This window comes from Streptomyces sp. NPDC048603 (genome assembly GCF_043199475.1).
In the GTDB taxonomy this organism is placed as follows: Bacteria; Actinomycetota; Actinomycetes; order Streptomycetales; family Streptomycetaceae; genus Streptomyces.
The window spans coordinates 37059-57403 of the sequence record NZ_JBICVY010000004.1; the positions used below are offsets into that span (position 1 = coordinate 37059).

General features: G+C 71.1%; 18 protein-coding genes. 6 read left to right on the forward strand and 12 right to left on the reverse strand.

The genetic code is table 11. The features are described 5' to 3' along the window. Positions 1–113: 113 nt before the first annotated feature. Entirely contained in the window at positions 114–650 is a 537-nt protein-coding gene (locus tag ACGFQ9_RS10020; protein ID WP_393573086.1) for an acyl-CoA thioesterase, read from the reverse strand. 106 nt (positions 651–756) lie between these two features. Between ACGFQ9_RS10020 and ACGFQ9_RS10025 the strand changes: the two genes are divergently transcribed. Both ACGFQ9_RS10025 and ACGFQ9_RS10030 read left to right on the forward strand, forming a co-directional pair. Beyond that, a complete protein-coding gene (locus ACGFQ9_RS10025; RefSeq protein ID WP_393573088.1) occupies positions 757–2109 on the forward strand; it encodes an LCP family protein in 1353 nt (450 codons plus the stop codon). Between the two features lie 170 nt (positions 2110–2279). Then, positions 2280–3551 carry an acyltransferase family protein gene (locus ACGFQ9_RS10030; protein WP_393573090.1) on the forward strand — a complete coding sequence of 424 codons (1272 nt, stop codon included), beginning with the start codon at positions 2280–2282 and terminating at the stop codon, positions 3549–3551. Positions 3552–3600: 49 nt separating this feature from the next. On the opposite strand, the gene ACGFQ9_RS10035 is transcribed toward ACGFQ9_RS10030, so the two are convergent. From ACGFQ9_RS10035 to ACGFQ9_RS10045, 3 genes are all read right to left on the reverse strand, one after another. After that, complete coding sequence (locus ACGFQ9_RS10035; protein WP_393573092.1) at positions 3601–4404, reverse strand: polyprenol monophosphomannose synthase; 804 nt, start codon at positions 4402–4404, stop codon at positions 3601–3603. A 52-nt stretch (positions 4405–4456) separates the two neighbouring features. Continuing rightward, positions 4457–5539 carry a sugar phosphate nucleotidyltransferase gene (locus ACGFQ9_RS10040; RefSeq protein WP_393573094.1) on the reverse strand — a complete coding sequence of 361 codons (1083 nt, stop codon included), beginning with the start codon at positions 5537–5539 and terminating at the stop codon, positions 4457–4459. Positions 5540–5720: 181 nt separating this feature from the next. Beyond that, positions 5721–6878 carry an acyl-CoA dehydrogenase gene (locus tag ACGFQ9_RS10045; protein WP_393573096.1) on the reverse strand — a complete coding sequence of 386 codons (1158 nt, stop codon included), beginning with the start codon at positions 6876–6878 and terminating at the stop codon, positions 5721–5723. 153 nt (positions 6879–7031) lie between these two features. On the opposite strand from ACGFQ9_RS10045, the gene ACGFQ9_RS10050 reads away from it, so the two are divergent. Then, positions 7032–8378: a UDP-glucose dehydrogenase family protein gene (locus ACGFQ9_RS10050; protein ID WP_393573098.1), complete on the forward strand. Its 1347-nt coding sequence runs from the start codon at positions 7032–7034 to the stop codon at positions 8376–8378. Positions 8379–8658: 280 nt separating this feature from the next. Here ACGFQ9_RS10050 and ACGFQ9_RS10055 read toward each other — a convergent pair whose 3' ends face one another. Next, positions 8659–9147 (reverse strand): CGNR zinc finger domain-containing protein, encoded by a 489-nt coding sequence (locus ACGFQ9_RS10055; protein WP_393573099.1) that lies wholly within the window; start codon positions 9145–9147, stop codon positions 8659–8661. A gap of 126 nt (positions 9148–9273) precedes the next feature. On the opposite strand from ACGFQ9_RS10055, the gene ACGFQ9_RS10060 reads away from it, so the two are divergent. Beyond that, entirely contained in the window at positions 9274–9639 is a 366-nt protein-coding gene (locus ACGFQ9_RS10060; protein WP_393573100.1) for a VOC family protein, read from the forward strand. A gap of 193 nt (positions 9640–9832) precedes the next feature. On the opposite strand, the gene ACGFQ9_RS10065 is transcribed toward ACGFQ9_RS10060, so the two are convergent. Genes ACGFQ9_RS10065 through ACGFQ9_RS10075 form a run of 3 tightly spaced genes read right to left on the reverse strand, consistent with a single transcriptional unit; the run spans position 9833 to position 12722 of the window. Continuing rightward, the gene (locus ACGFQ9_RS10065) at positions 9833–11059 is read right to left on the reverse strand and encodes a dipeptidase (protein WP_393573101.1); all 1227 of its coding nucleotides are present in this window, start codon (positions 11057–11059) and stop codon (positions 9833–9835) included. Continuing rightward, complete coding sequence (purE, locus tag ACGFQ9_RS10070) at positions 11056–11586, reverse strand: 5-(carboxyamino)imidazole ribonucleotide mutase (protein ID WP_393573102.1); 531 nt, start codon at positions 11584–11586, stop codon at positions 11056–11058. The genes ACGFQ9_RS10065 and purE overlap by 4 nt, the downstream gene beginning before the upstream one ends. Then, entirely contained in the window at positions 11583–12722 is a 1140-nt protein-coding gene (locus ACGFQ9_RS10075) for a 5-(carboxyamino)imidazole ribonucleotide synthase (RefSeq protein ID WP_393573103.1), read from the reverse strand. The genes purE and ACGFQ9_RS10075 overlap by 4 nt, the downstream gene beginning before the upstream one ends. A 185-nt stretch (positions 12723–12907) precedes the next feature. Here ACGFQ9_RS10075 and ACGFQ9_RS10080 point away from each other — a divergent pair, with 185 nt between their 5' ends. Next, positions 12908–13447, forward strand: a complete 540-nt coding sequence (locus ACGFQ9_RS10080; protein ID WP_393573104.1) for a GtrA family protein — start codon at positions 12908–12910, stop codon at positions 13445–13447. 2 nt (positions 13448–13449) lie between these two features. On the opposite strand, the gene ACGFQ9_RS10085 is transcribed toward ACGFQ9_RS10080, so the two are convergent. Further along, a complete protein-coding gene (locus ACGFQ9_RS10085) occupies positions 13450–14715 on the reverse strand; it encodes an ATP-binding protein (protein WP_393573105.1) in 1266 nt (421 codons plus the stop codon). A gap of 14 nt (positions 14716–14729) precedes the next feature. Beyond that, the gene (locus ACGFQ9_RS10090) at positions 14730–15407 is read right to left on the reverse strand and encodes a response regulator transcription factor (RefSeq protein WP_365108821.1); all 678 of its coding nucleotides are present in this window, start codon (positions 15405–15407) and stop codon (positions 14730–14732) included. Positions 15408–15806: 399 nt separating this feature from the next. On the opposite strand from ACGFQ9_RS10090, the gene ACGFQ9_RS10095 reads away from it, so the two are divergent. After that, positions 15807–17327: a peptide MFS transporter gene (locus ACGFQ9_RS10095; RefSeq protein ID WP_393573107.1), complete on the forward strand. Its 1521-nt coding sequence runs from the start codon at positions 15807–15809 to the stop codon at positions 17325–17327. Between the two features lie 146 nt (positions 17328–17473). Here ACGFQ9_RS10095 and ACGFQ9_RS10100 read toward each other — a convergent pair whose 3' ends face one another. Both ACGFQ9_RS10100 and ACGFQ9_RS10105 read right to left on the reverse strand, forming a co-directional pair. Further along, positions 17474–18793 carry a hypothetical protein gene (locus ACGFQ9_RS10100; protein ID WP_393573109.1) on the reverse strand — a complete coding sequence of 440 codons (1320 nt, stop codon included), beginning with the start codon at positions 18791–18793 and terminating at the stop codon, positions 17474–17476. Continuing rightward, complete coding sequence (locus ACGFQ9_RS10105) at positions 18790–19902, reverse strand: hypothetical protein (protein WP_393573111.1); 1113 nt, start codon at positions 19900–19902, stop codon at positions 18790–18792. Before ACGFQ9_RS10105 ends, ACGFQ9_RS10100 begins: the two co-directional genes overlap by 4 nt. Positions 19903–20345 lie beyond the last annotated feature (443 nt).

Here is a 20345-nt window from a genome sequence, read left to right on the forward strand (position 1 = left end):
GCCGACTTGCGATCGGCCGAACGTCAGCTGGCCAGTCTACGTGGGCTTGTCGGGCCCCGTGGTGCCGCCTCTGCGGAGTGATCCATTCCTCGGTCGTCCCGGCCCTCGGCTCCTCAGTCGTCCAGGCCCTCGGCGGCGCGCCGCTCGCGGAGCTCCCTGATCGCCCGGCGGCGGGCCAGCCGGTGGGTGCGCCGGATCTGCGCCTCCTGCCAGCGGCGCTTGTCCCGGTCGGTCTCCGGAATCACCGGCGGGACCTGCCGGGGCTTGCCCTCGGCGTCCACGGCGGCGAACACCAGGTAGGCGCTGCCGACCTGGGTGGCCGGGGTGGACTCGTTCCAGCGCTCGGCCAGGACCCGTACGCCGATCTCCATCGAGGACCGGCCGGTCCAGTTGCACTGGGCCTTCACGTGCACCAGGTCCCCCACCCGGACCGGCTCCAGGAAGGCCATCTCGTCCATGGAGGCGGTGACGGCCGGGCCGCCCGAGTGCCGGCCGGCGACGGCGCCCGCGGCGTCGTCCACCAGCTTCATGATCACGCCGCCGTGCACCGTTCCGAGGAGGTTGGTGTCGTTGCCCGTCATGATGTGGCTGAGCGTGGTGCGCGAGGCGGAGGTCGGCTTGCCCTTGAGCTCGCCCGGTATCTCTGTCATACGAGAACCATAGATCGGTCGCGGATGCATCAGCTGTGCAACAGCACCGGTACGAACCCCCACCCGCCCTGTTGGGCGCCCCTCCCCGCCAGGCATTCTTGTCCGCATGAATGACTGGCCCAGAGGGTGGAACGACGGCCGCGACGGCGACCGGGACGAGCGGTACGGACACGGCAGCGCACAGGCCGAGCCGGAGGGTGCCCGCCGGATGCCGCACGTCCAGCGCCGGCCTCGGCCGCAGGCGCAGCCGCCGCGTCCCGCCGTCCCGCCGCAGGGCCCGGGCCAGGGCTACGGCGTCCCCGCGCAGCAGGCGCAGAGCCACGACACCTTCGCCGGCTACGACAGCGGCTACAACACCGGCCAGGTGTACGGCGCCCCCTCGGGCGGACGCCCCGGCGGCCGGCCGGACGGACCCGGCGGGCCCGGCATCCCCGGGCAGGGGCCGGGCGGACCCGGCGGCCCGCGCCGTCCCGGTGCGGCGGCCCCGGACTGGCGCAAGCGGATCAAGATCGGTTCGATCGTGCTGGTGTCGGCGCTGCTGGTGACCACGGTCGGCACGTACTTCTGGGCGGACGGCAAGGTCCGCCGCGAGGTGGACCTGTCCAAGGTCATCGAGCGCCCGAAGGACGACGACTGCACCACGTACCTGATCGTCGGCTCGGACAGCCGTGAGGGCATGAGCCAGGAGGAGAAGAAGCGCCTCCACACCGGCTCGGCCGACGGCAAGCGGACCGACTCGATGATGATCCTCGCCGCCTGCTCCGGCGGGACCTCGATGATCTCGCTGCCGCGTGACTCGGACGTGGAGATCCCTTCCTTCATCGGCTCGGAGTCCGGGAAGAGGTTCCCGGCGAAGGGCCAGCGGACCAAGCTGAACGCCGCGTACGCGATGGACGGCCCGGAGCTGCTCGTCCGTACCGTCGAGCACAACACCGGCCTGCACATCGACCACTACGCGGAGATCGGCTTCGCCGGGTTCGCGGGCATCGTCGACGCCCTCGGCGGGGTCGAGATGGACATCGAGAAGGGCTTCAAGGACGAGAAGTCGGGCGCCGACTTCCAGGCCGGCAAGCAGACCCTCAACGGCGAGCAGGCCCTGGCCTTCGTGCGGACCCGGTACGCCTTCGCCGAGTCGGACCTGGCGCGGACGAAGAACCAGCAGAAGTTCCTGGCGGCGCTGGCCTCCCAGGCGGCGACGCCGGGCACGGTCATGAACCCGTTCAAGCTGTACCCGGTGATGGGTGCCGGCCTGGACACCCTGATCGTGGACAAGGACATGTCGCTGTTCGACCTGGGCGAGATGTTCTTCGCGATGAAGGGCATCACCGGGGGCGACGGCACCTCCATGAACATGCCGGTCTCCGGCAGCCGCGGCGGCAACCTGGTCTGGGACAAGGCGAAGGTGCAGCAGCTGGTGAAGCAGATCCAGAACGACGAGAAGGTGTCCGTCACCGGATGACGTCCCGTTCCGCCCGGAGCGCTCCAGGCCAGGGCGCTCAGGGCGGAACGCTCCGGTCCGGAGATTCCCCTTCCGGAACGTGAGATGGCGCACTTCCCCCCGGGATCTGATGGACAGTCCTGCGCCCCCTCACGAGACTGGCCCCCTGGCACAAGAGGGGAATCCCAGTCATGACCGACCGCAGTCGCGGCACCGGGCTGCGGTGGTCGTCACACGGCACAGTCGCCGAGCTCTTCACCGGCAGGCACAACAGCCTGGGAATCATGCGGCTGTTGCTGGCCTGCGGCGTGGTCCTCTCGCACGCCGCCAGCCTCGGGTTCAACACCACCGAGTTCGGCCACGGCTTCAGCCGCGGCCAGACCGACATCGGAAAGCTGTCGGTCTACGCCTTCTTCATCCTCTCGGGCATCCTCGTCACCCGCAGCGGCGTCCGGCTCGGCCTCGGCCGCTTCCTGTGGCACCGCGCACTGCGCCTGCTGCCCGGTCTGTGGGTGTGCATCCTGTTCTGTGCCTTCGTCCTGGCGCCACTGCTGTACCGGCACCTGCACGACGGCCTGGACGGCTTCTGGAGCCATCCGCAGGGCCCGTTCCAGTACGTCTGGCACAACGCGCACATCATCATCGTGCAGAAGGACATCTCAGGGGTGATGTCCTTCGGCAGGTCTCTGGGGCTGAACCACTCGGACACCTTCAACGGCCCGGTGTGGACCCTGCACTACGAGGTCATGTGCTACCTCGCGGTGGGCGTGCTCGCGGCCACCGGAGCGCTGAAGCGGTCCCGCAGGCTCGTCCTGCTGATCACCGTGTTCCTGGGCTGGCGGGTGATCCGCGAGGCGGTCGAGCACCGCTACTACACCGGCGCCGGACAGGCTTCGTTCTTCCACGACTTCACCGTGCCGGTCCTCGGGTACACCAGCACCAACTGGTACCTGTACCTCGGCTTCGCCTTCGCCCTGGGCGCCGTCATCGAGCTGTACAAGGACCGCATCCCGGTCAGTGACGTGCTGGGCATCGGATCCATCGTCGTACTGCTCGCCAGTCTGCGTTTCGGCTACCTGTTCGTCGTCGGCATCCCGGCGATGGCGTACGGCCTGACCTACCTGGCGATCCGGCTGCCGGAGCCGTTCCAGCGGATCGGGTCCCGCAACGACTACTCGTACGGGATCTACATCTACGGCTGGGCCGTTCAGATGACGCTGATCGTGCTCGGCATGACCCGCTGGGGCTTCTGGCCCTTCCTCGCGCTCTGCTACCTGGGTGCCGGGCTGATGGCCTACCTGTCGTGGCACCTGGTGGAGAAGCGCGCCATGCGGCTCAAGGACATCGGCACGGACTGGAGGCCGGGCAGCCGGTTCCGGGCGGGAGCGGACGACGCCCCGGCCCGGGGCCCCGCCGATCCGGCCCGGACGCAGCCGGTCCCGGAGCACGCCGGGGCCTCCTGACGGTCCGGGGCCGGTCCGGAGGTTCAGACCCTCCGCGGACGTACCGTCATCAGCGGGCGCGGGCGCGGAGCTTCCACGGCATGGCGAGGCCCTCCAGCTGGACCGCCAGGTTCATCTTCGACTCGCCGACGGTGCGGTCCTCGAAGTGGATCGGCACCTCCATGACCTGGAACCCGCGGCGCAGGGCGACGTACTTCATCTCCAGCTGGAAGCTGTAGCCGGCACTGTCGACCGAGGCGAGGTCGATCGCGCGCAGCGCGTCCGCGCTCCACAGGTTGAAGCCGCCGGTGATGTCGCGGACCCGGGTCCCCAGGATGGTGCTCGCGTAGGCGTTCGCCCAGCGGGAGAGCAGCTTGCGGTGCTTGCCCCAGGCGTCGGAGAGGGTGCCGCCGGGCACGTAGCGGCTGCCGATGACCAGGCCGGCGCCGGTGGACAGGGCGACGCCCAGCATCTCGGCTATCTTCCCGGCCGGGTGGGAGCCGTCCGCGTCCATCTGCAGGACGTAACGGGCGCCGTCCTCGACGGCCTTGCTCATGCCGGCGGTGTAGGCGCGGCCCAGGCCGTCCTTGGCGGTGCGGTGCAGCACCGACATGCGCGGGGTGCCGTCCTCCGCGAGGTACTTCTCCGCGAGCTCGTCGGCGATCTTCCCGGTGCCGTCCGGCGAGGAGTCGTCGACGATGAGCAGGTGCAGCCCGGGCATGTCCAGGCCCATCAGCAGCTCGGTCATGACGGGCACGTTCCCCGCCTCGTTGTACGTGGGCATGACCACGGTCAACGGAGTGTGGGCCCAGCTCTCGGGCAGGCCGGTGGGCGCGAGGTCCGTCGCGCGCGGGGAGTCGTGCTCGCCAATCACAGGGTTGTGCCTCACTGAAGTCGGTCGGAAAGCGCGGGGCCGCCGGCCCGTGTCACCGGTCCGAGGAAAAGCGCAGCGCGGCAGACGGCAGCTCTGCCTCGCACCACACCCGCACCCCCGCGCGAAGTTCGTTGTCAGCCCCCACCAGCGCGTCATCGCCGATGACCGCGCCGTCCAGCACGGTGCGCGGTCCGACGACGGCACGGGCACCGATCAGGCTGGCGCTCACCTTCGTGTCCGCGCCGAGGCGCGCGCCGTCCAGCACGATCGAGCCGTGGACGACGGCACCGGACTCGATCCGGGCACCAGCCCCCACCACGGTACCGCCCGTCAGTTCGGCCCCGACGGCCACCTCGGCACCGGGCAGGACCAGGGCCTCTCCGCGCGGGCCGGGGACGGCCGAGGAGGGCACCACTCCGCGGACCAGGTCGGCGGAGGCCTGGACGAAGGACTCGGGCTTGCCGAGGTCGAGCCAGTAGGTGTCCTGGGTGACGCCGTGCAGGGTGGCTCCGGAGGCCAGCAGGCCGGGGAAGGTCTCGCGTTCCACGGAGACGGGACGGCCGGCCGGGATGGAGTCGATCACCGAGCGGCGGAAGACGTAGCAACCCGCGTTGATCTGGTCGGTGACGATCTCCTCGGGGGTCTGCGGCTTCTCGGTGAAGGCCAGGACCCGGCCGTCGGCGTCGGTGGGGACCAGCCCGAAGGCGCGCGGGTCCTCGACGCGGACCAGGTGCAGGGAGACGTCCGCCCGCGCCGCGAGGTGGGCGTCGACGAGGCCGCGGATGTCCAGCCCGGTGAGGATGTCCCCGTTGAAGACCAGGACCGGATCGTCCGGTCCGCCGGTGAGACGCTCGGCGGCGTTGCGGATGGCGCCGCCGGTGCCCAGCGGCTCGTCCTCGACCACGTACTCGAGGTGGACGCCGAAGTCCGAACCGTCCCCGAAGTAGGGCTCGAAGACCTCGGCGAGGTAGCAGGTGGCCATGACGATGTGCGTGACACCGGCGTCGGCGGCCCTGGCTATCTGGTGGGCGAGGAACGGCACTCCGGCCGCGGGCACCATCGGCTTGGGCGTGTTCACCGTCACCGGGCGCAGCCGCGTCCCCTGCCCGCCGACGAGCAGGATCGCTTCCGTCATCTCTCTCCCCAGTACATGGTCAAACTCATGAGCGAAGTCAGTCTATGGTTCGCGGCTCCCTGCCCCGGACACCCGCCCCGGCACTGCCCGGGGCGGGTGTCCGGGGCAGGGAGCCGCACCCGCAAAAGCCATGTGGGCACCCCCGCCGTGACCGGGGGTGCCCACAGGTTCAGACGTGTGACTACGCGGGCAGGTTGCGGGCCATGACGATCCGCTGGACCTGGTTCGTGCCTTCGTAGATCTGCGTGATCTTCGCGTCGCGCATCATGCGCTCGACCGGGTAGTCGCGGGTGTAGCCGTAGCCGCCGAGGAGCTGGACGGCGTCGGTGGTGACCTCCATGGCGATGTCGGAGGCGAAGCACTTGGCCGCGGCGCCGAGGTAGGTGAGGTCGGCGTCGCCGCGCTCGGAGGCGGCCGCGGCCTGGTAGGTCAGGGCGCGGGCGGCGGAGATCTTCATGGCCATGTCCGCGAGCATGAACTGGATGCCCTGGAAGTCGGCGATCGGCTTGCCGAACTGCTTGCGCTCCTGGACGTAGCCCTTGGCGTAGTCGAGGGCGCCCTGGGCGATGCCGAGGGCCTGGGCCGCGATGGTGATGCGGGTGTGGTCCAGGGTCTTCATCGCGGTGGCGAAGCCGGTGCCCTCCTCGCCGATCATGCGGTCGGCGGGGATGCGGACGTTGTCGAGGTAGACCTCGCGGGTCGGGGAGCCCTTGATGCCGAGCTTCTTCTCGGGCGCGCCGAAGGACACGCCTTCGTCCGACTTCTCGACGACGAAGGCCGAGATGCCCTTCGAGCGCTTCTCGGGGTCGGTGACGGCCATGACCGTGTAGTAGTCGGAGACGCCGGCGTTGGTGATCCAGCGCTTCACGCCGTTGAGGACCCAGAAGTCGCCATCGCGGACCGCGCGGGTCTTCATGCCGGCCGCGTCCGAGCCGGCGTCGGGCTCGGAGAGGCAGTACGAGAACATGCCGTCGCCCTTGGCGAGGGGGCCCAGGTACTTCTTCTTCAGGTCCTCGGAGCCGGACAGGATGACCGGGAGGGAGCCGAGCTTGTTGACCGCCGGGATCAGGGAGGAGGACGCGCAGACGCGGGCCACTTCCTCGATGACGATCACGGTGGCGAGGGCGTCCGCGCCCGCGCCGCCGTAGGTCTCCGGTACGTGGACGGCGTGCAGGTCGTTGGCGACCAGGGCGTCCAGGGCCTCCTGCGGGAACCGCGCCTCTTCGTCCACTGCGGCCGCGAACGGGGCGATCTTCGCCTCGCACAGCGCGCGGACCGAGTCGCGGAGCATCTCGTGCTCCTCGGCAGGGCGGTAGAGGTCGAAGTCGGAACCTGCCAAAGCACTCACTCCCCATGCTAACTACCGTTAAGTAACCCAAGCCTATGGCCGACCGGCGAGTAGGGGTACGGGCCGCGCGCGTGAGATGTGTGACAACCCGCACGACTATGCTCGGGGGCCGCACACCGCACCGCCGTCCCTTACGGAGTACCCATGGCCCCCAAGATCACTGTGATCGGCACTGGCTATCTCGGCGCGACGCACGCCGCGGCCATGGCCGAGCTGGGTTTCGAGGTGCTCGGGCTGGACGTCGTACCCGAGAAGATCGAGATGCTCGCGGCGGGGCGCGTGCCGATGTACGAGCCGGGGCTCGAGGAACTGCTGGCCCGGCACGTGGCCGGGCTGCCCGGGTCCACCGGACGGCTGCGGTTCACGATGGACTGGGCGGAGGTCGCGGAGTTCGGCGACGTCCACTTCGTGTGCGTGAACACCCCGCAGAAGCACAACGAGTACGCCTGCGACATGAGCTACGTCGACGCCGCGGTGGAGTCGCTGGCGCCGCTGCTGACCCGGCCGGCGCTGGTCGTGGGCAAGTCCACCGTGCCGGTGGGCTCGGCGGTCCGGCTGGCCCGGCGGCTGGCCGAACTGGCCCCGGCGGGCGGGGACGTGGAGCTGGTCTGGAACCCGGAGTTCCTGCGGGAGGGCTTCGCGGTGCAGGACACCCTGCACCCGGACCGGATCGTGGTGGGCGTACAGGAGCCGGGCGGGGCCGCCGAGAAGCTGCTGCGCGAGGTGTACGCGACCCCGGTCGCGGAGGGCTCCCCGCTGGTGGTGACCGACTTCCCGACGGCGGAGCTGGTGAAGACCGCGGCGAATTCGTTCCTGGCGACGAAGATCTCCTTCATCAACGCGATGGCCGAGGTGTGCGAGGCGGCCGGCGGCGACGTGGTGAAGCTGGCGGAGGCCATCGGCCACGACGAGCGGATCGGCTCGAAGTTCCTGCGGGCCGGGATCGGCTTCGGCGGCGGCTGCCTGCCGAAGGACATCCGCGCCTTCATGGCCCGCGCCGGCGAGCTGGGCGCGGACCAGGCGCTGACCTTCCTGCGTGAGGTCGACTCGATCAACATGCGCCGCCGCGGGCACATGGTGGAACTGGCGCGGGAGGCCGTGGGCGGCTCCTTCCTGGGCAAGCGGGTCGCGGTGCTCGGCGCCACGTTCAAGCCGGACTCGGACGACGTCCGGGACTCGCCGGCCCTGAACGTGGCCGGGCAGATCCACCTCCAGGGCGGCCAGGTCACCGTGTACGACCCCAAGGGCATGGACAACGCCCGGCAGGTGTTCCCGACCCTGGCGTACGCGGCCTCCGCGGCGGCGGCGGTGCAGGGTGCGGACGTGGTCCTGCACCTCACCGAGTGGCGGGAGTTCCGGGAGCTGGATCCTGCGGAGCTGGCGGGTTCGGTCTCCGTGCCGCTGATCCTGGACGGCCGCAACGCGCTGGACGCGGAGCGGTGGCGGGCGGCCGGCTGGACGTACCGCGCGATGGGACGCCCGCGCGCGTAAGCGGCCTCCGGCTGCGCCGGGCCCCGCCGCCGTACGTACGGGCGCCGGGCCGCTGCGCGCCGTGCCTGGCGGTGGTCCGCCTGCGCGTGGCGGGGCTGCGCGCGTGGCGGGTCCGCCGCTGCGCGGGGCCGATTCCCCACCCCGCCCCTTTCCCGAAACCGGGGCTCGGCCCCGGACCCCTTCCGGGGCGCGGCCCCTGCCCCCTCCGGGCTCCGCCCCGGCCAGTCCGGGGGCTCCGCCCCGGGCCTCGTGAAGGGGTGTGCCCCCGGTCCCGGTCCCGCTACCCGCGGGAGCGGTAGGTGCGCATCTTGGCGCGGCTGCCGCAGACCGACATCGAGCACCAGCGGCCGCGGGCTGCCGGGCTGCGGTCGTAGTAGGCCCACCGGCAGTCCTCGGCCTCGCACGCCTTGAGGCGGGACCAGGTCCCGGCCGTGACGCCCTCGGCGACGGCCGTGGCGATCCGGGCGGTCAGTCCGTCCCCTTCGGCGGCCAGGATGGCGGTGCCCTCCTCGTCGAAGCGGACGGTCAGCGGGGCACCGGCCAGCATGCGGTTCAGCGTGGCCAGGGTGCCCGGCGGGGCCGGGTGGCCGGCGTGCGCCTGCAGTGCGGCGCGCAGCGCCTCGCGGAGCTCGGCCGCCTCGGTGAGCTCGGGGCCGGAGAGGCCGAACCGTGCGGCGAGCCGGTCGTCGCCGGTGTCCACGCTCAGCGTGTTGACGAGTTCCTCCACCAGCGCGAGCCCTCCGGGGGCCGGCGCGCGTCCGCCGCTCATGTTCTCGAAGTTACCTGCTGGATCCGGGATGCGGTAACGCGTAGGGTGGTCGTTACCGGCAAGAGGGCTTTACCGGTAACCACCGGGCATGCCGGAACCACGTTCACCGCTTCGAAGGAGTACGCCATGGCCGTCGCCAAGCTCGGTGCCGTCGTCCTCGACTGCCCGGACCCGCTCGCCCTCGCCACCTTCTACGCGGGGCTGCTCGGCGGCACCCCCGCACTGGCGGAGGACGGCAGCTGGGCGGATCTGGAGGGCCACGAGGGCACGGCGCTGGCCTTCCAGCTCGCCCCCGGGCACGTCCCGCCGCAGTGGCCGTCCGCCGACGGCTCGCAGCAGTTCCACCTGGACCTGACCGTCGAGGACCTGGACGCCGCCGAGCGCCACATCCTGTCGCTCGGCGCGAAGCCCCTGGACGCGGGCGAGCCCGGCCGGACCTGGCGCGTCTACGCCGATCCGGCCGGGCACCCGGTCTGCCTCTGCGCCTGCTGACCCGCAGAGCACGACTCCGCCCGCCGAGACCGACGGACGGAGGCTCCCCCAGCTACCGCTGGGAGGTGCCCCCAGCGCAGCGACCCGAAGCCCGGGAGGCGCCCCCGGCGCCGGGCGGTGCGAGGGGCGCGTCCAGAACGGTGTTCCGGCCGGGCACCCGGTCTGTCTCTGCGCCTGCTGACCCCGGAAGCGGTCAGATGACGGCGTTCGACGGGCCGCGCGCGGCCGAGAGGTCGCGGGCGACCGCCTCCGCGTCCCGCAGTGCGCGCACCGCGTTCGACCAGGTGAGCTTGGCCAGGTCGGCCCGGGACCAGCCGCGGCCGAGGAGCTCCGCGATCAGGTTCGGGTACCCGGACACGTCGTCCAGGCCGGACGGGGTGAAGGCCGTGCCGTCGTAGTCGCCGCCGATGCCGATGTGGTCGACGCCGGCCACCTCGCGCATGTGGTCCAAGTGGTCGGCGACGGTGGCGGCGGTGGCCACCGGCCGGGGGTTGGCCTGCTCGAAGGCCCGGTGCAGGGCCATCGCCGCGGGAGTGGTGTCGAGGTGGTGCAGGCCGTGGGCCCGCAAGTTCTCGTCCGCCGCGAGGGTCCACTCCACGGCCGCGGGCAGGATGAACTTCGGCACGAAGGTGGCCATGGCGACGCCGCCGTTGGCGGGCAGCCGCTCCAGCACCTCGTCCGGGACGTTCCGCGGATGGTCGCAGACGGCCCGCGCGGAGGAGTGGCTGAAGATGACCGGCGCCGCGGAGACGTCCAGCGCGTCCCGCATGGTCGTGGGGGCCACGTGGGAGAGGTCCACCAGCATGCCGATGCGGTTCATCTCCCGGACGACCTCGCGGCCGAAGTCCGTGAGACCGCCGTGGCGCGGCTCGTCGGTCGCCGAGTCCGCCCAGTCCACGTTGTCGTTGTGGGTGAGGGTCAGGTACCGCACGCCCAGCCGGTGCAGGGAGCGCAGGGTGGCCAGCGAGTTGTTGATGGAGTGGCCGCCCTCGGCGCCCATCAGCGAGGCGATCCGCCCGTCCGCCCGGGCCGCTTCCATGTCGTCGGCCGTCAGGGCCCGTACCAGGTGGCCGGGGTATCGGTCGATCAGCTGGGCGACCGCGTCGATCTGCTCCAGGGTGGCGCTGACCGCCTCGTCGCCCGCGTAGGAGGAGCGGACGTACACGGACCAGAACTGGGCGCCGACACCGCCGGCCCGCAGCCGCGGGATGTCGGTGTGCAGGTGGGCCGACTGGTCGCCGGCGAGGTCCCGCTGCGCCAGGTCGTAGCGGACCTGTTCGCGCAGCGCCCAGGGGAGGTCGTTGTGCCCGTCGACCACGGGGTGCTGGGCGAGCAGCTCCCGGGCCTCGGCGATCCGGCCGGATCCGTGGCGGGCGTCGGGGGCGCCGGAAGCGCCGGGGGCGTGGAGGGCGTCCGTCATCCGGCGGCCACCTTGGCGCGCAGCCGCTTGCCCTTCTCGGTCGCCTGGTCGTTCAGCTCCTGCTGGAACTCCTTCATCCGGGCGAGGAGGTCCGGGTCCTGGGTGGCCAGGATGCGGGCGGCGAGCAGACCGGCGTTGCGGGCCCCGGCCACCGAGACGGTGGCGACGGGAACCCCGGCGGGCATCTGGACGATCGACAGCAGCGAGTCCATGCCGTCGAGGTACTTCAGCGGGACCGGTACGCCGATCACGGGCAGCGGGGTGACCGAGGCGAGCATGCCGGGCAGGTGGGCGGCGCCGCCCGCGCCCGCGATGATCGCCTTCAGGCCGCGGTCCGCGGCCCGCTCGCCGTACGCGATCATCTCGTGCGGCATCCGGTGCGCGGAGACGACGTCGACCTCGTAGGGGATCTCGAACTCGTCCAGTGCCTGGGCTGCGGCCTCCATGACCGGCCAGTCGGAGTCGGATCCCATGACGATGCCGATCAGGGGGGCGTCCCCGGTGGTGGTGTGGATCGCGGTGCTCATTCGGTGATCGTTCCTCGCAGGTAGCCGGCAGCGTGACGTGCGCGCTCCAGCACATCGTTCAGGTCGTCGCCGTAGGTGTTGACGTGGCCGACCTTGCGGCCGTGTTTCACGTCCTTGCCGTACATGTGGATCTTCAGCTGCGGGTCGTGGGCCATGCAGTGCAGGTACGCCGCGTACATGTCGGGGTAGTCCCCGCCGAGCACGTTGGCCATGACCGTCCAGGTCGCGCGGGGCCTGGGGTCGCCCAGCGGGAGGTCGAGGACCGCGCGGACGTGGTTGGCGAACTGGGAGGTGACCGCACCGTCCTGGGTCCAGTGGCCCGAGTTGTGCGGGCGCATCGCCAGTTCGTTGACCAGGATCCGGCCATCGGTGGTCTCGAACAGTTCCACGGCCAGGTGGCCGGTCACGTCGAGTTCCTTGGCGATGCGCAGGGCGAGGGCCTGGGCCTGGCCGGCCAGTTCCTCGGACAGGTTGGGTGCGGGGGCGATGACCGTGTCGCAGACGCCGTCCACCTGGATGGACTCGACGACGGGGTAGGCCACGGCCTGGCCGTGCGGGGAGCGGACGATGTTCGCCGCGAGCTCGCGGACGTAGTCCACCTTCTCCTCGGCGAGCACGGGGACGCCCGCCCTGAAGGGGGCCTCCGCGTCCTCGGCGGTGCGGACGAACCACACCCCCTTGCCGTCGTAGCCGCCGCGCACGGTCTTGAGGATGACGGGGAACCCGCCGACCTCCTCCGCAAAGGCGGCCACGTCTTCCGGATCGGACACGATCCGGTGGCGGGGGCTGGGCGCGCCGATCTCGTCGAGTCTGGCGCGCATCACCCCCTTGTCCTGGGCGTGCACCAATGCGTCGGGCCCCGGGCGGACGGGGATACCGTCCGCTTCCAGGGCCCGAAGGTGTTCGGTGGGCACGTGCTCGTGGTCGAAGGTGATCACGTCGCAGCCGCGCGCGAAGGCGCGCAGGGTGTCCAGGTCGCGATAGTCGCCGATGACGACGTCGCTCACCACCTGGGCCGCCGAGTCCTGCGGACTGTCACTGAGGATCTTGAATCTGATACCGAGGGGGATACCCGCCTCGTGGGTCATGCGGGCGAGCTGGCCGCCGCCGACCATACCGACTACCGGGAACGTCACTCCTCCAGGGTATCCGCCGGTATTCCGCCATCCGGACCAGGGCGATGGCCGGAAGAACTCCTGCTATGTCGCACCCCTGTACGAGTTCGTCACATCTGTGCCGGAAGGCGCAGACGCACCAGCGGGCTGACACTTAGCATGACTGGATTGACCAGGGGGATCGACGGACAGGGGCGAAACACCGTATGAGCGCGACACAGCAGGCGGCCCTCGGGGACAGGGCGCGCGGCCTCGCTCGCGAAGCCGTGAAGTTCGGCGCTGTCGGCGGTCTGGGTGTTCTCGTCAACCTGGGCGTGTTCAACCTGATCCGGAGCACGACCGAGCTGCAGGTGGGCCGGGCCAACGTCATAGCGATCACGGTCGCCATCGTCTGCAACTACATAGGGTTCCGGTACTTCACCTACCGCGACCGCGACAAGTCCGGCCGCAAGCGCGAGATGGTCCTGTTCGTGCTGTTCAGCCTGATCGGCATGATCATCGAGACGGGGATCCTGTACGCCGCCACCTACGGCGCGGGCTGGGACAGCCCGCTGCAGAACAACGCCTTCAAGCTGATCGGCATCGGCGTGGCCACCCTGTTCCGCTTCTGGTCCTACCGGAGCTGGGTCTTCCGGGCGCTGCCCGAGCCCGCCCCGGCGCCGGTGGTCGTCGGTCCGCGCGGGGCGGGCGCCACGGCCGCCTCCGCGGCCCCGTCCGCGGACGAGCGGGTCCCCGCCAACCGCTGACCTCAGCGGACGGTCTTCTCCGGTTCGGTGCGTTCGGTCGCCTTCCGGCTCAGGAACAGGGCGAACACCGGCGGATGGGCCTGGATCAGCTCCAGCCGGCCGCCGTCCGCCTCGGCGAGGTCACGGGCCACCGCCAGGCCGATGCCGGTGGAGTTCCGGCCGCTGATGGCCCGCTCGAAGATCCGGTTGCCGAGGTCGGCGGGCACGCCCGGCCCTTCGTCGGTGACCTCGATGACGGCCTGGTTGCCGGTCACCCGGGTGCGCAGGGCGACCGTGCCGCCCCCGTGCATCAGCGAGTTCTCCACCAGTGCCGCCAGCACCTGCGCCACCGCCCCGGGCGTGCCCACGGCCCGCAGGCCGTGCTTCCCGGAGCTCACGATGGCCCGCCCGGCACTGCGGTAGGCCGGCCGCCACTCCTCGACCTGCTGCTTGACGACCTCGTCGAGGTCGAAGGGGACGGCGGAGCCGGTCCGCGGGTCGCGCGAGTTCGTCAGCAGCCGTTCCACCACGTCGGTGAGCCGCTCCACCTGGGTGAGGGCGATCGACGCCTCCTCCCGTACGGTCTCCAGGTCCTCGGTGACCGTGATCTCCTCCAGCCGCATGGACAGCGCGGTCAGCGGGGTGCGCAGCTGGTGCGAGGCGTCCGCGGCGAGCCGCCGCTCGGCGGTCAGCATCCGTCCGATCCGCTCGTTGCTCGCGTCGAGCACGTCGGCGACCCGGTCCAGCTCGGGGACCCCGTAGCGGCGGTGCCGGGGGCGGGGGTCGCCGGAGCCGAGCCGTTCGGCGGTCTCCGCGAGGTCGGTCAGCGGGGACGCCAGCCGGTTGGCCTGGCGTACGGCGAGCAGGACGGCGGCCACCACCGCGAGCAGGGCGACCGCGCCCACCACGAACAGGGTGCGGACGACCTCGCGGGTGACGGTGGAGCGGGGCTCCTCGACCACCACGCTCACGCCGTGCTCGCCGGGGGCGCTGCCCCGGATCACACTGCCGTCGATGGGGGTGCCGAGCTCGATGTCGGGGCGTCCGGGCACGTGCACGCGGGCGTACCGGCCGGCGTCCAGCCGGTCGGCGAGGGCGTCGGGGTCGACCGGCTCCCGCTCCAGCACGTTCGCCTCGACGACGCCGACCAGCGTCAGGGCTTGGGACTCGACCATCTCCTGGGCGCTGTTGGTGATCGTCCGGGTCTCCACGATGACCAGGGAGACCCCGAACACGGCGATCACGACGAGCACCACGGCGAGCGTGGACTGGATCAGGCGGCGGCGCATGGCTCGGCTGGGGCTCAGCTCTTCTCGAAGCGGAATCCGACACCGCGGACGGTGGCGATGTAGCGCGGGTTGGCCGCGTCGTCACCGAGCTTCTTGCGGAGCCAGGAGATGTGCATGTCCAGCGTCTTGGTGGAGGACCACCAGGTGGTGTCCCACACCTCGCGCATCAGCTGGTCGCGGGTCACGACCCGGCCGGCGTCCCGGACCAGCACGCGGAGCAGGTCGAACTCCTTCGCGGTGAGCTGCAGCTCCTCGTCGCCCATCCAGGCCCGGTGCGACTCCACGTCGATGCGGACGCCGTGGGTGGCGGGGGGCTGGGCGGGCTCGACGGCGCCGCGCCGGAGCAGGGCCCGGACCCGGGCGAGCAGCTCGGCGAGGCGGAAGGGCTTGGTCACGTAGTCGTCGGCGCCGGCATCCAGGCCGACGACCGTGTCGACCTCGTCCGCACGGGCGGTGAGCACCAGGATCGGGAAGCCGTGGCCTTCGGCCCGAAGGCGGCGGGCCACTTCGAGCCCGTCCATACCCGGGAGACCGAGGTCGAGCACGACCAGATCGACGCCGCCCTGCAGTCCCGCGTCCAGCGCGGTGGGTCCGTCCTCGCGGACCTCGACCTCGTAGCCCTCCCGGCGCAGGGCGCGGGCCAGCGGCTCCGAGATGGAGGCGTCATCCTCGGCGAGCAGTACACGCGTCATGTGGGTGATGGTAATGCGCGGGCGCGGAATGCTGGACTGCGCCGACAGACCCCCATCGATCTGCGGAAATGAACTACTACTCACCTTCGAATATGGCAGATCGGTTCCCTCCCGGCCTGTGATCCATCTCTCATCTCCTTCCATATCCGGCACTGTCGTGTCGTATGGTGGCGAGACTCCTGATGAAGTAGTTCAGGGACTTTTATGCCCGAAAGCGGCGCGAAGTCCCTGTTTCTCTGTCCGGGGGGCTGCCGGTCTTGTGGGGACCGTGCGGCTCCGCCCCGGCGACAGTGAATGACCTGTGGGACCGGCACCGCGCGCGACGCAGCGCAAGGGCCACCCTTCCCCGGGCGCTGTACCGCTCACGAAGCGCGGCGTCCCGAGTTAGCAAGGATCGACATGGCTTCCAGCCTGACGCAGGCCTCGCCGAGCGCAGCTCACGAGAGGACCTTCCTCGGCCACCCCATCGGCCTGGCCACGCTGTTCATGACCGAGATGTGGGAGCGCTTCTCCTACTACGGCATGCGCGCGCTCCTCGTCCTGTACTTGGTCTCCGGCGGTGTGGACGCCGCGACCGGCAGCCAGGGCGGCGGCCTCGGCTTCACGGCGGCGACGGCCACGGCGATCTACTCCGTGTACGTGGCCATGGTCTACCTCATGGCCATGCCCGGCGGCTGGTTCGGTGACCGCGTCTGGGGCGCCCGCAAGACGGTCGCCGTCGCCAGTTTCGTGATCATGGCGGGCCACGTGGCGCTCGCCGTGCCCGGCCAGGCGGCGTTCTTCGTCGGCCTGCTGCTGGTCGCGGTCGGCTCCGGCCTGCTGAAGGCCAACATCTCCACGATGGTCGGCCACCTGTACAAGGGTGCCGACGATCCGCGTCGTGACAGTGGCTTCACGCTCTTCTACATCGGCATCAACGTCGGTGCCTTCGCCGCGCCGCTGGTGATCGGGACCATCGGCGAGACCGTCAACTGGCACTTCGGCTTCCTGCTCGCCGCCATCGGCATGGGCGTCGGCCTGGTGATCTTCCTTCTCGCCGGCAAGACCCTGAGCCCGAAGAGCAGCCTCGTCCCGAACCCGCTGACCCCGGCCGAGCGCAAGGCCGTGATCGTCAAGGCCCTCGCCGTCCTGGCCGTCGTCGCCGTCTTCTACGGCGCCGTGGTCGCGGCGGACATGTTCACCATCAAGTGGGCGCTGTACCCGATCACCATCGCCGGTCTGATCATCCCGGTCGCCGTCCTCGCCCGCATCAAGCGCGACAAGGACCTGTCCTCCGTCGAGCAGACCCGGATGAGCGCCTACATCTGGTTCTTCGTGGCCGCGGCCGTGTTCTGGATGATCTACGACCAGGGCGGTTCGACCCTCTCGCTCTTCGGTGACGCGAACTCCGAGCGCAACCTGTTCGGCTGGGAAGTCCCGACCACGATCTTCCAGTCGCTGAACCCGCTCTTCGTGGTGGCCCTGGCCCCGATCTTCGCCGCCGCGTGGGTGGCCATGTCCCGCCGGAACCGCGAGCCCAGCACCATCGTGAAGTTCTCGGTGGCCCTGGTCATCGTCGGCGCCTCGTTCTTCGTCTTCGCCGTGCCGCTGAGCCAGGTCGCCGGCAACGACACCAAGGTCACCATGTGGTGGCTGGTGCTGATCTTCCTGATGCACACCATCGCCGAGCTGTGCCTGTCCCCGGTCGGCCTGTCGGTCACCACGAAGATGGCGCCGCAGAAGTACGCCTCCCAGATGATGGGCGTCTGGTTCCTCGCCGTCACCGCCGGTGACTGCGTCACCGGTCTGCTCGGTCTGGCCGAGGTGAAGATGGACGGCGTCGGCGTGATCCTCTTCCAGGCGGTCGCCGCCGTACTGGCCGGCCTCTCGATCTTCATGTACCGCAAGAAGGTCAACGCGCTGATGGGCGACGTCAACTGACGCACGTCCCCGCCCGCTGAACGGGGGAACGGCCCGGCACACGAGGAGGTGTGCCGGGCCGTTCCGCGTTTCCGCGTTTCCGCGGTTCCGCGTTTCCGCGTGCCCGCGTGCCCGCGTTTCCGCCGCCGGCCGGTGACCGGCCGGGCTCAGCGCTGCCCGCGGAGGCGGCGCCACGGGGTGAAGGTGAACACCGCGCCGCCGAGCAGGATCACCGTGCCGGCGACCAGGGCGAGCGCCTTGAGGCCGCCGTCGTCCTCGGCGCCGGTCTCGGCGAGGTTGCCGCCGGAGCCGCCCGAGGTGCCGGAGCCGCCGGAGCTGCCGCCCGAACCGCCCGAGCTGCCGCCGGAGCCGGAGCCGCCGCTGCCGCCGGGCTGCGCGGTGGTGTCCAGCTCCAGGGACACGGCGGTGGACTTGGCCTCACAGGCGATGTTCATGCCGAGGGCGTTGATCGTCAGCTTGCCGGGGCTGAGCGTGACCTTGCCGCTCTTGCCGGGCTTGTAGGTGCCGGTCATGTCGCTGAGGCTGACCGGCTGGTTCGCGCCGATGGGCTCCTTGTTGCCCGGCCCTGTCACCTGGACCTTGCCGCTGTCGGCGCCGCCGAGGACGACCTCCATGGAGGGCTTGAGCGCGTCCGCCGGGAGGTCGGCCGGGCTGTTCATGACGCCCTTGCCGGTCTTGACGGTGAGGTCCCAGCTGCCGCCGTTCCGCTTGGCCCCGATGGTCACCTTGGACTGGATGTTCGGCGGGCCCGGGGCCTGGCAGGCGAAGGTCACGGGGACCTCCTTGCCGGGCACCTCGCTCGGGCCGCTGTTCGTCGCGGTGGGCGTGGCCGTGGGAGTCGGAGTGGGCGTGGGCGTCGTGCTGCCCGAGGGCGTCGGGGTCGGGGTGGGCGTCGGCGTGGGCGTGGGATCCGGGCCGCCCGTGCCGGGCGCCACGTCGATGGTGTGGGCGACGGGCACCTGCCCCTTCGGGGCGCACTTGGTGACGAAGGTGCCGAACGAGAAGGTCACCGCGACCTCGTACCTGTCCGGCGTGAGGGTGACCTTGCCGGCCTTGGTGAGCGTCAGCTGCCCCTTCATGTCGGACATGACCATGGGGGCCTTCTTGGGGATCTCCGGGTTCTTCTTCTCCCCCACCAGCTTGAGGTCGGGCAGCCCGCCGCCGAGCTTGACCCAGCCGGTGGGCTGGACCGAGTCCTTGGGGATCACCATCAGGTCGGTGTTGTTCGAGGCCGGCTTGACGGTCTTCCAGACCACGTCCGCCTTGTCACCGACCTTGGCGTTGGCGGGCGCCGTGATCGACACGGTGGTCTCGCCCTCCACCGGGCCGCCTCCGCCGGCCGGCGGCTGGCACACGACCGTGAACTTGACCTCTGCGGCCTGGGCGGGCGAAGCGGTCATCACCATGCCCGCGCCGCCGAGCAGCAGCGCGGCCACGGCCGCGCTCACCCTCCGTTGGCTCTTCACAGCTGTCCTTTCCTCGTCGGATGGTCTGACGGTGCGGATGGGTCTGCCGGCTGTGCCGGGGTGAACCACGGCAGGACGGCCGTGGCGGTCTGTGGGGACGCCCCGCCGCGGGGCGTCGGGGGCGTCCCGGGCGGGGCGTCGGCCGCGCGGTGCCGTCCGGTGGCGGCGAGGGCGGGCCGTCCCGTGCCCGTACGGGGGCGGACCCGGTCGACGACGGCCATGCCGATGCGGAAGACCGCGGCCGGGACCACCACGAACAACAGGCCCCAGAAGAGGAGCACGCCGTACGGGCGGTCCACCCCCCAGGGCTGTACGGCCAGCACCTTGTCGCCGTACTTGAGGGAGATGCTGTAGTCGCCGTGGGCGCCCATGGTGAGCTCCACGTCGAGCTCCACCCGCGCCTTCTGGCCGGGCGGGATGGTGCCCTTCCACTGCCGTTCCTCCCACACCGGGGCGAACACCCCGTGGGCGGTGCCGATCTGGAACACCGGGTCCTTGACCGGGGCCGAGCCGAGGTTGCCCACGGTCACCGTGAACCTCCGGGACGGCGGGGCTCCGAACCAGGTCAGCACGCCGTCCTCGCCCTTGAGCTGGACTCCCGTGAGCAGGGCCAGGCGGGCCTGCCCGGACTCGGCGGGCAGCTCGGCCACCGGGTGGCCGGTGACGGTGAAGGGCAGGCTGACGGTGGACTGGTCGCCGTTGACCGAGGTCACGTTGACCACGCAGGGGCAGGGCTTGGGCGGGGCCACGACGCCCAAGCCCTTGCGGAACGTCCCGTCGGCGCCGACCGAGGCCGCCTGTCCGGCGTCGTTGGCGCAGCTGTTGGTGCCGCCGATCATGTTCTGTCCGCAGAGCAGCAGCATGACCACGGTCCCGGCGGGCCATCCGGTCCCGGAGACGGTGACCTCGGTGCCGGTGGCCGCCTCCTTCAGCGACAGCTCGGCCGCCGCCTTCCCCTCGGCCGGAACGGCCGGAGCCGCAGGGGCGGCCGGGGCGGCTGGGCTCCGCGGCGCCGCCGCGGCCGGCCCGGCCGACAGGGCCAGCAGGAGCAGGGCGGTCAGAACCGCGCGGATCCGGGCGGCCCGGCGCGGGGCGGGGTGGGCGCTCACTTCGACGCTCCCGTCAACTCGGGTCGCTGACTGCTGATTCATCCATTGGCCGTGGTGGGCCAGGGTGTCCCTCGATGGGGTGAATGGGGTTGGTTCCCGGGTTCTGGTATGCGGACAGAACGGATGATCGCTGGTGGCTGATTCGCTCGATGCGGCTTTGGGGAGGGGTGGCTGGTGGCGCGCAAGCGAGGACGGAGGCTTGAGCTGCGCGTGATTGCTGCCCCGTTCACGGTGGCCGCTCCGGCCGGGGTGAGGATCCGGGACCGGTTGAAGGGCCTCACGGCAGCGGATGTGAAGGTCCTCAGCCTGGTGGGCAAGCACCTGGGGCATCACCAGCGGGCGGATCTCGCCGAGCGGGTCAGGATCGGGAACGTTCCGGCCAGGCGGGCCGGGCGGGCCGGGCGGAAGAAGCAACTGACGGCGGTTTCCTCGTCGCGGTGGGC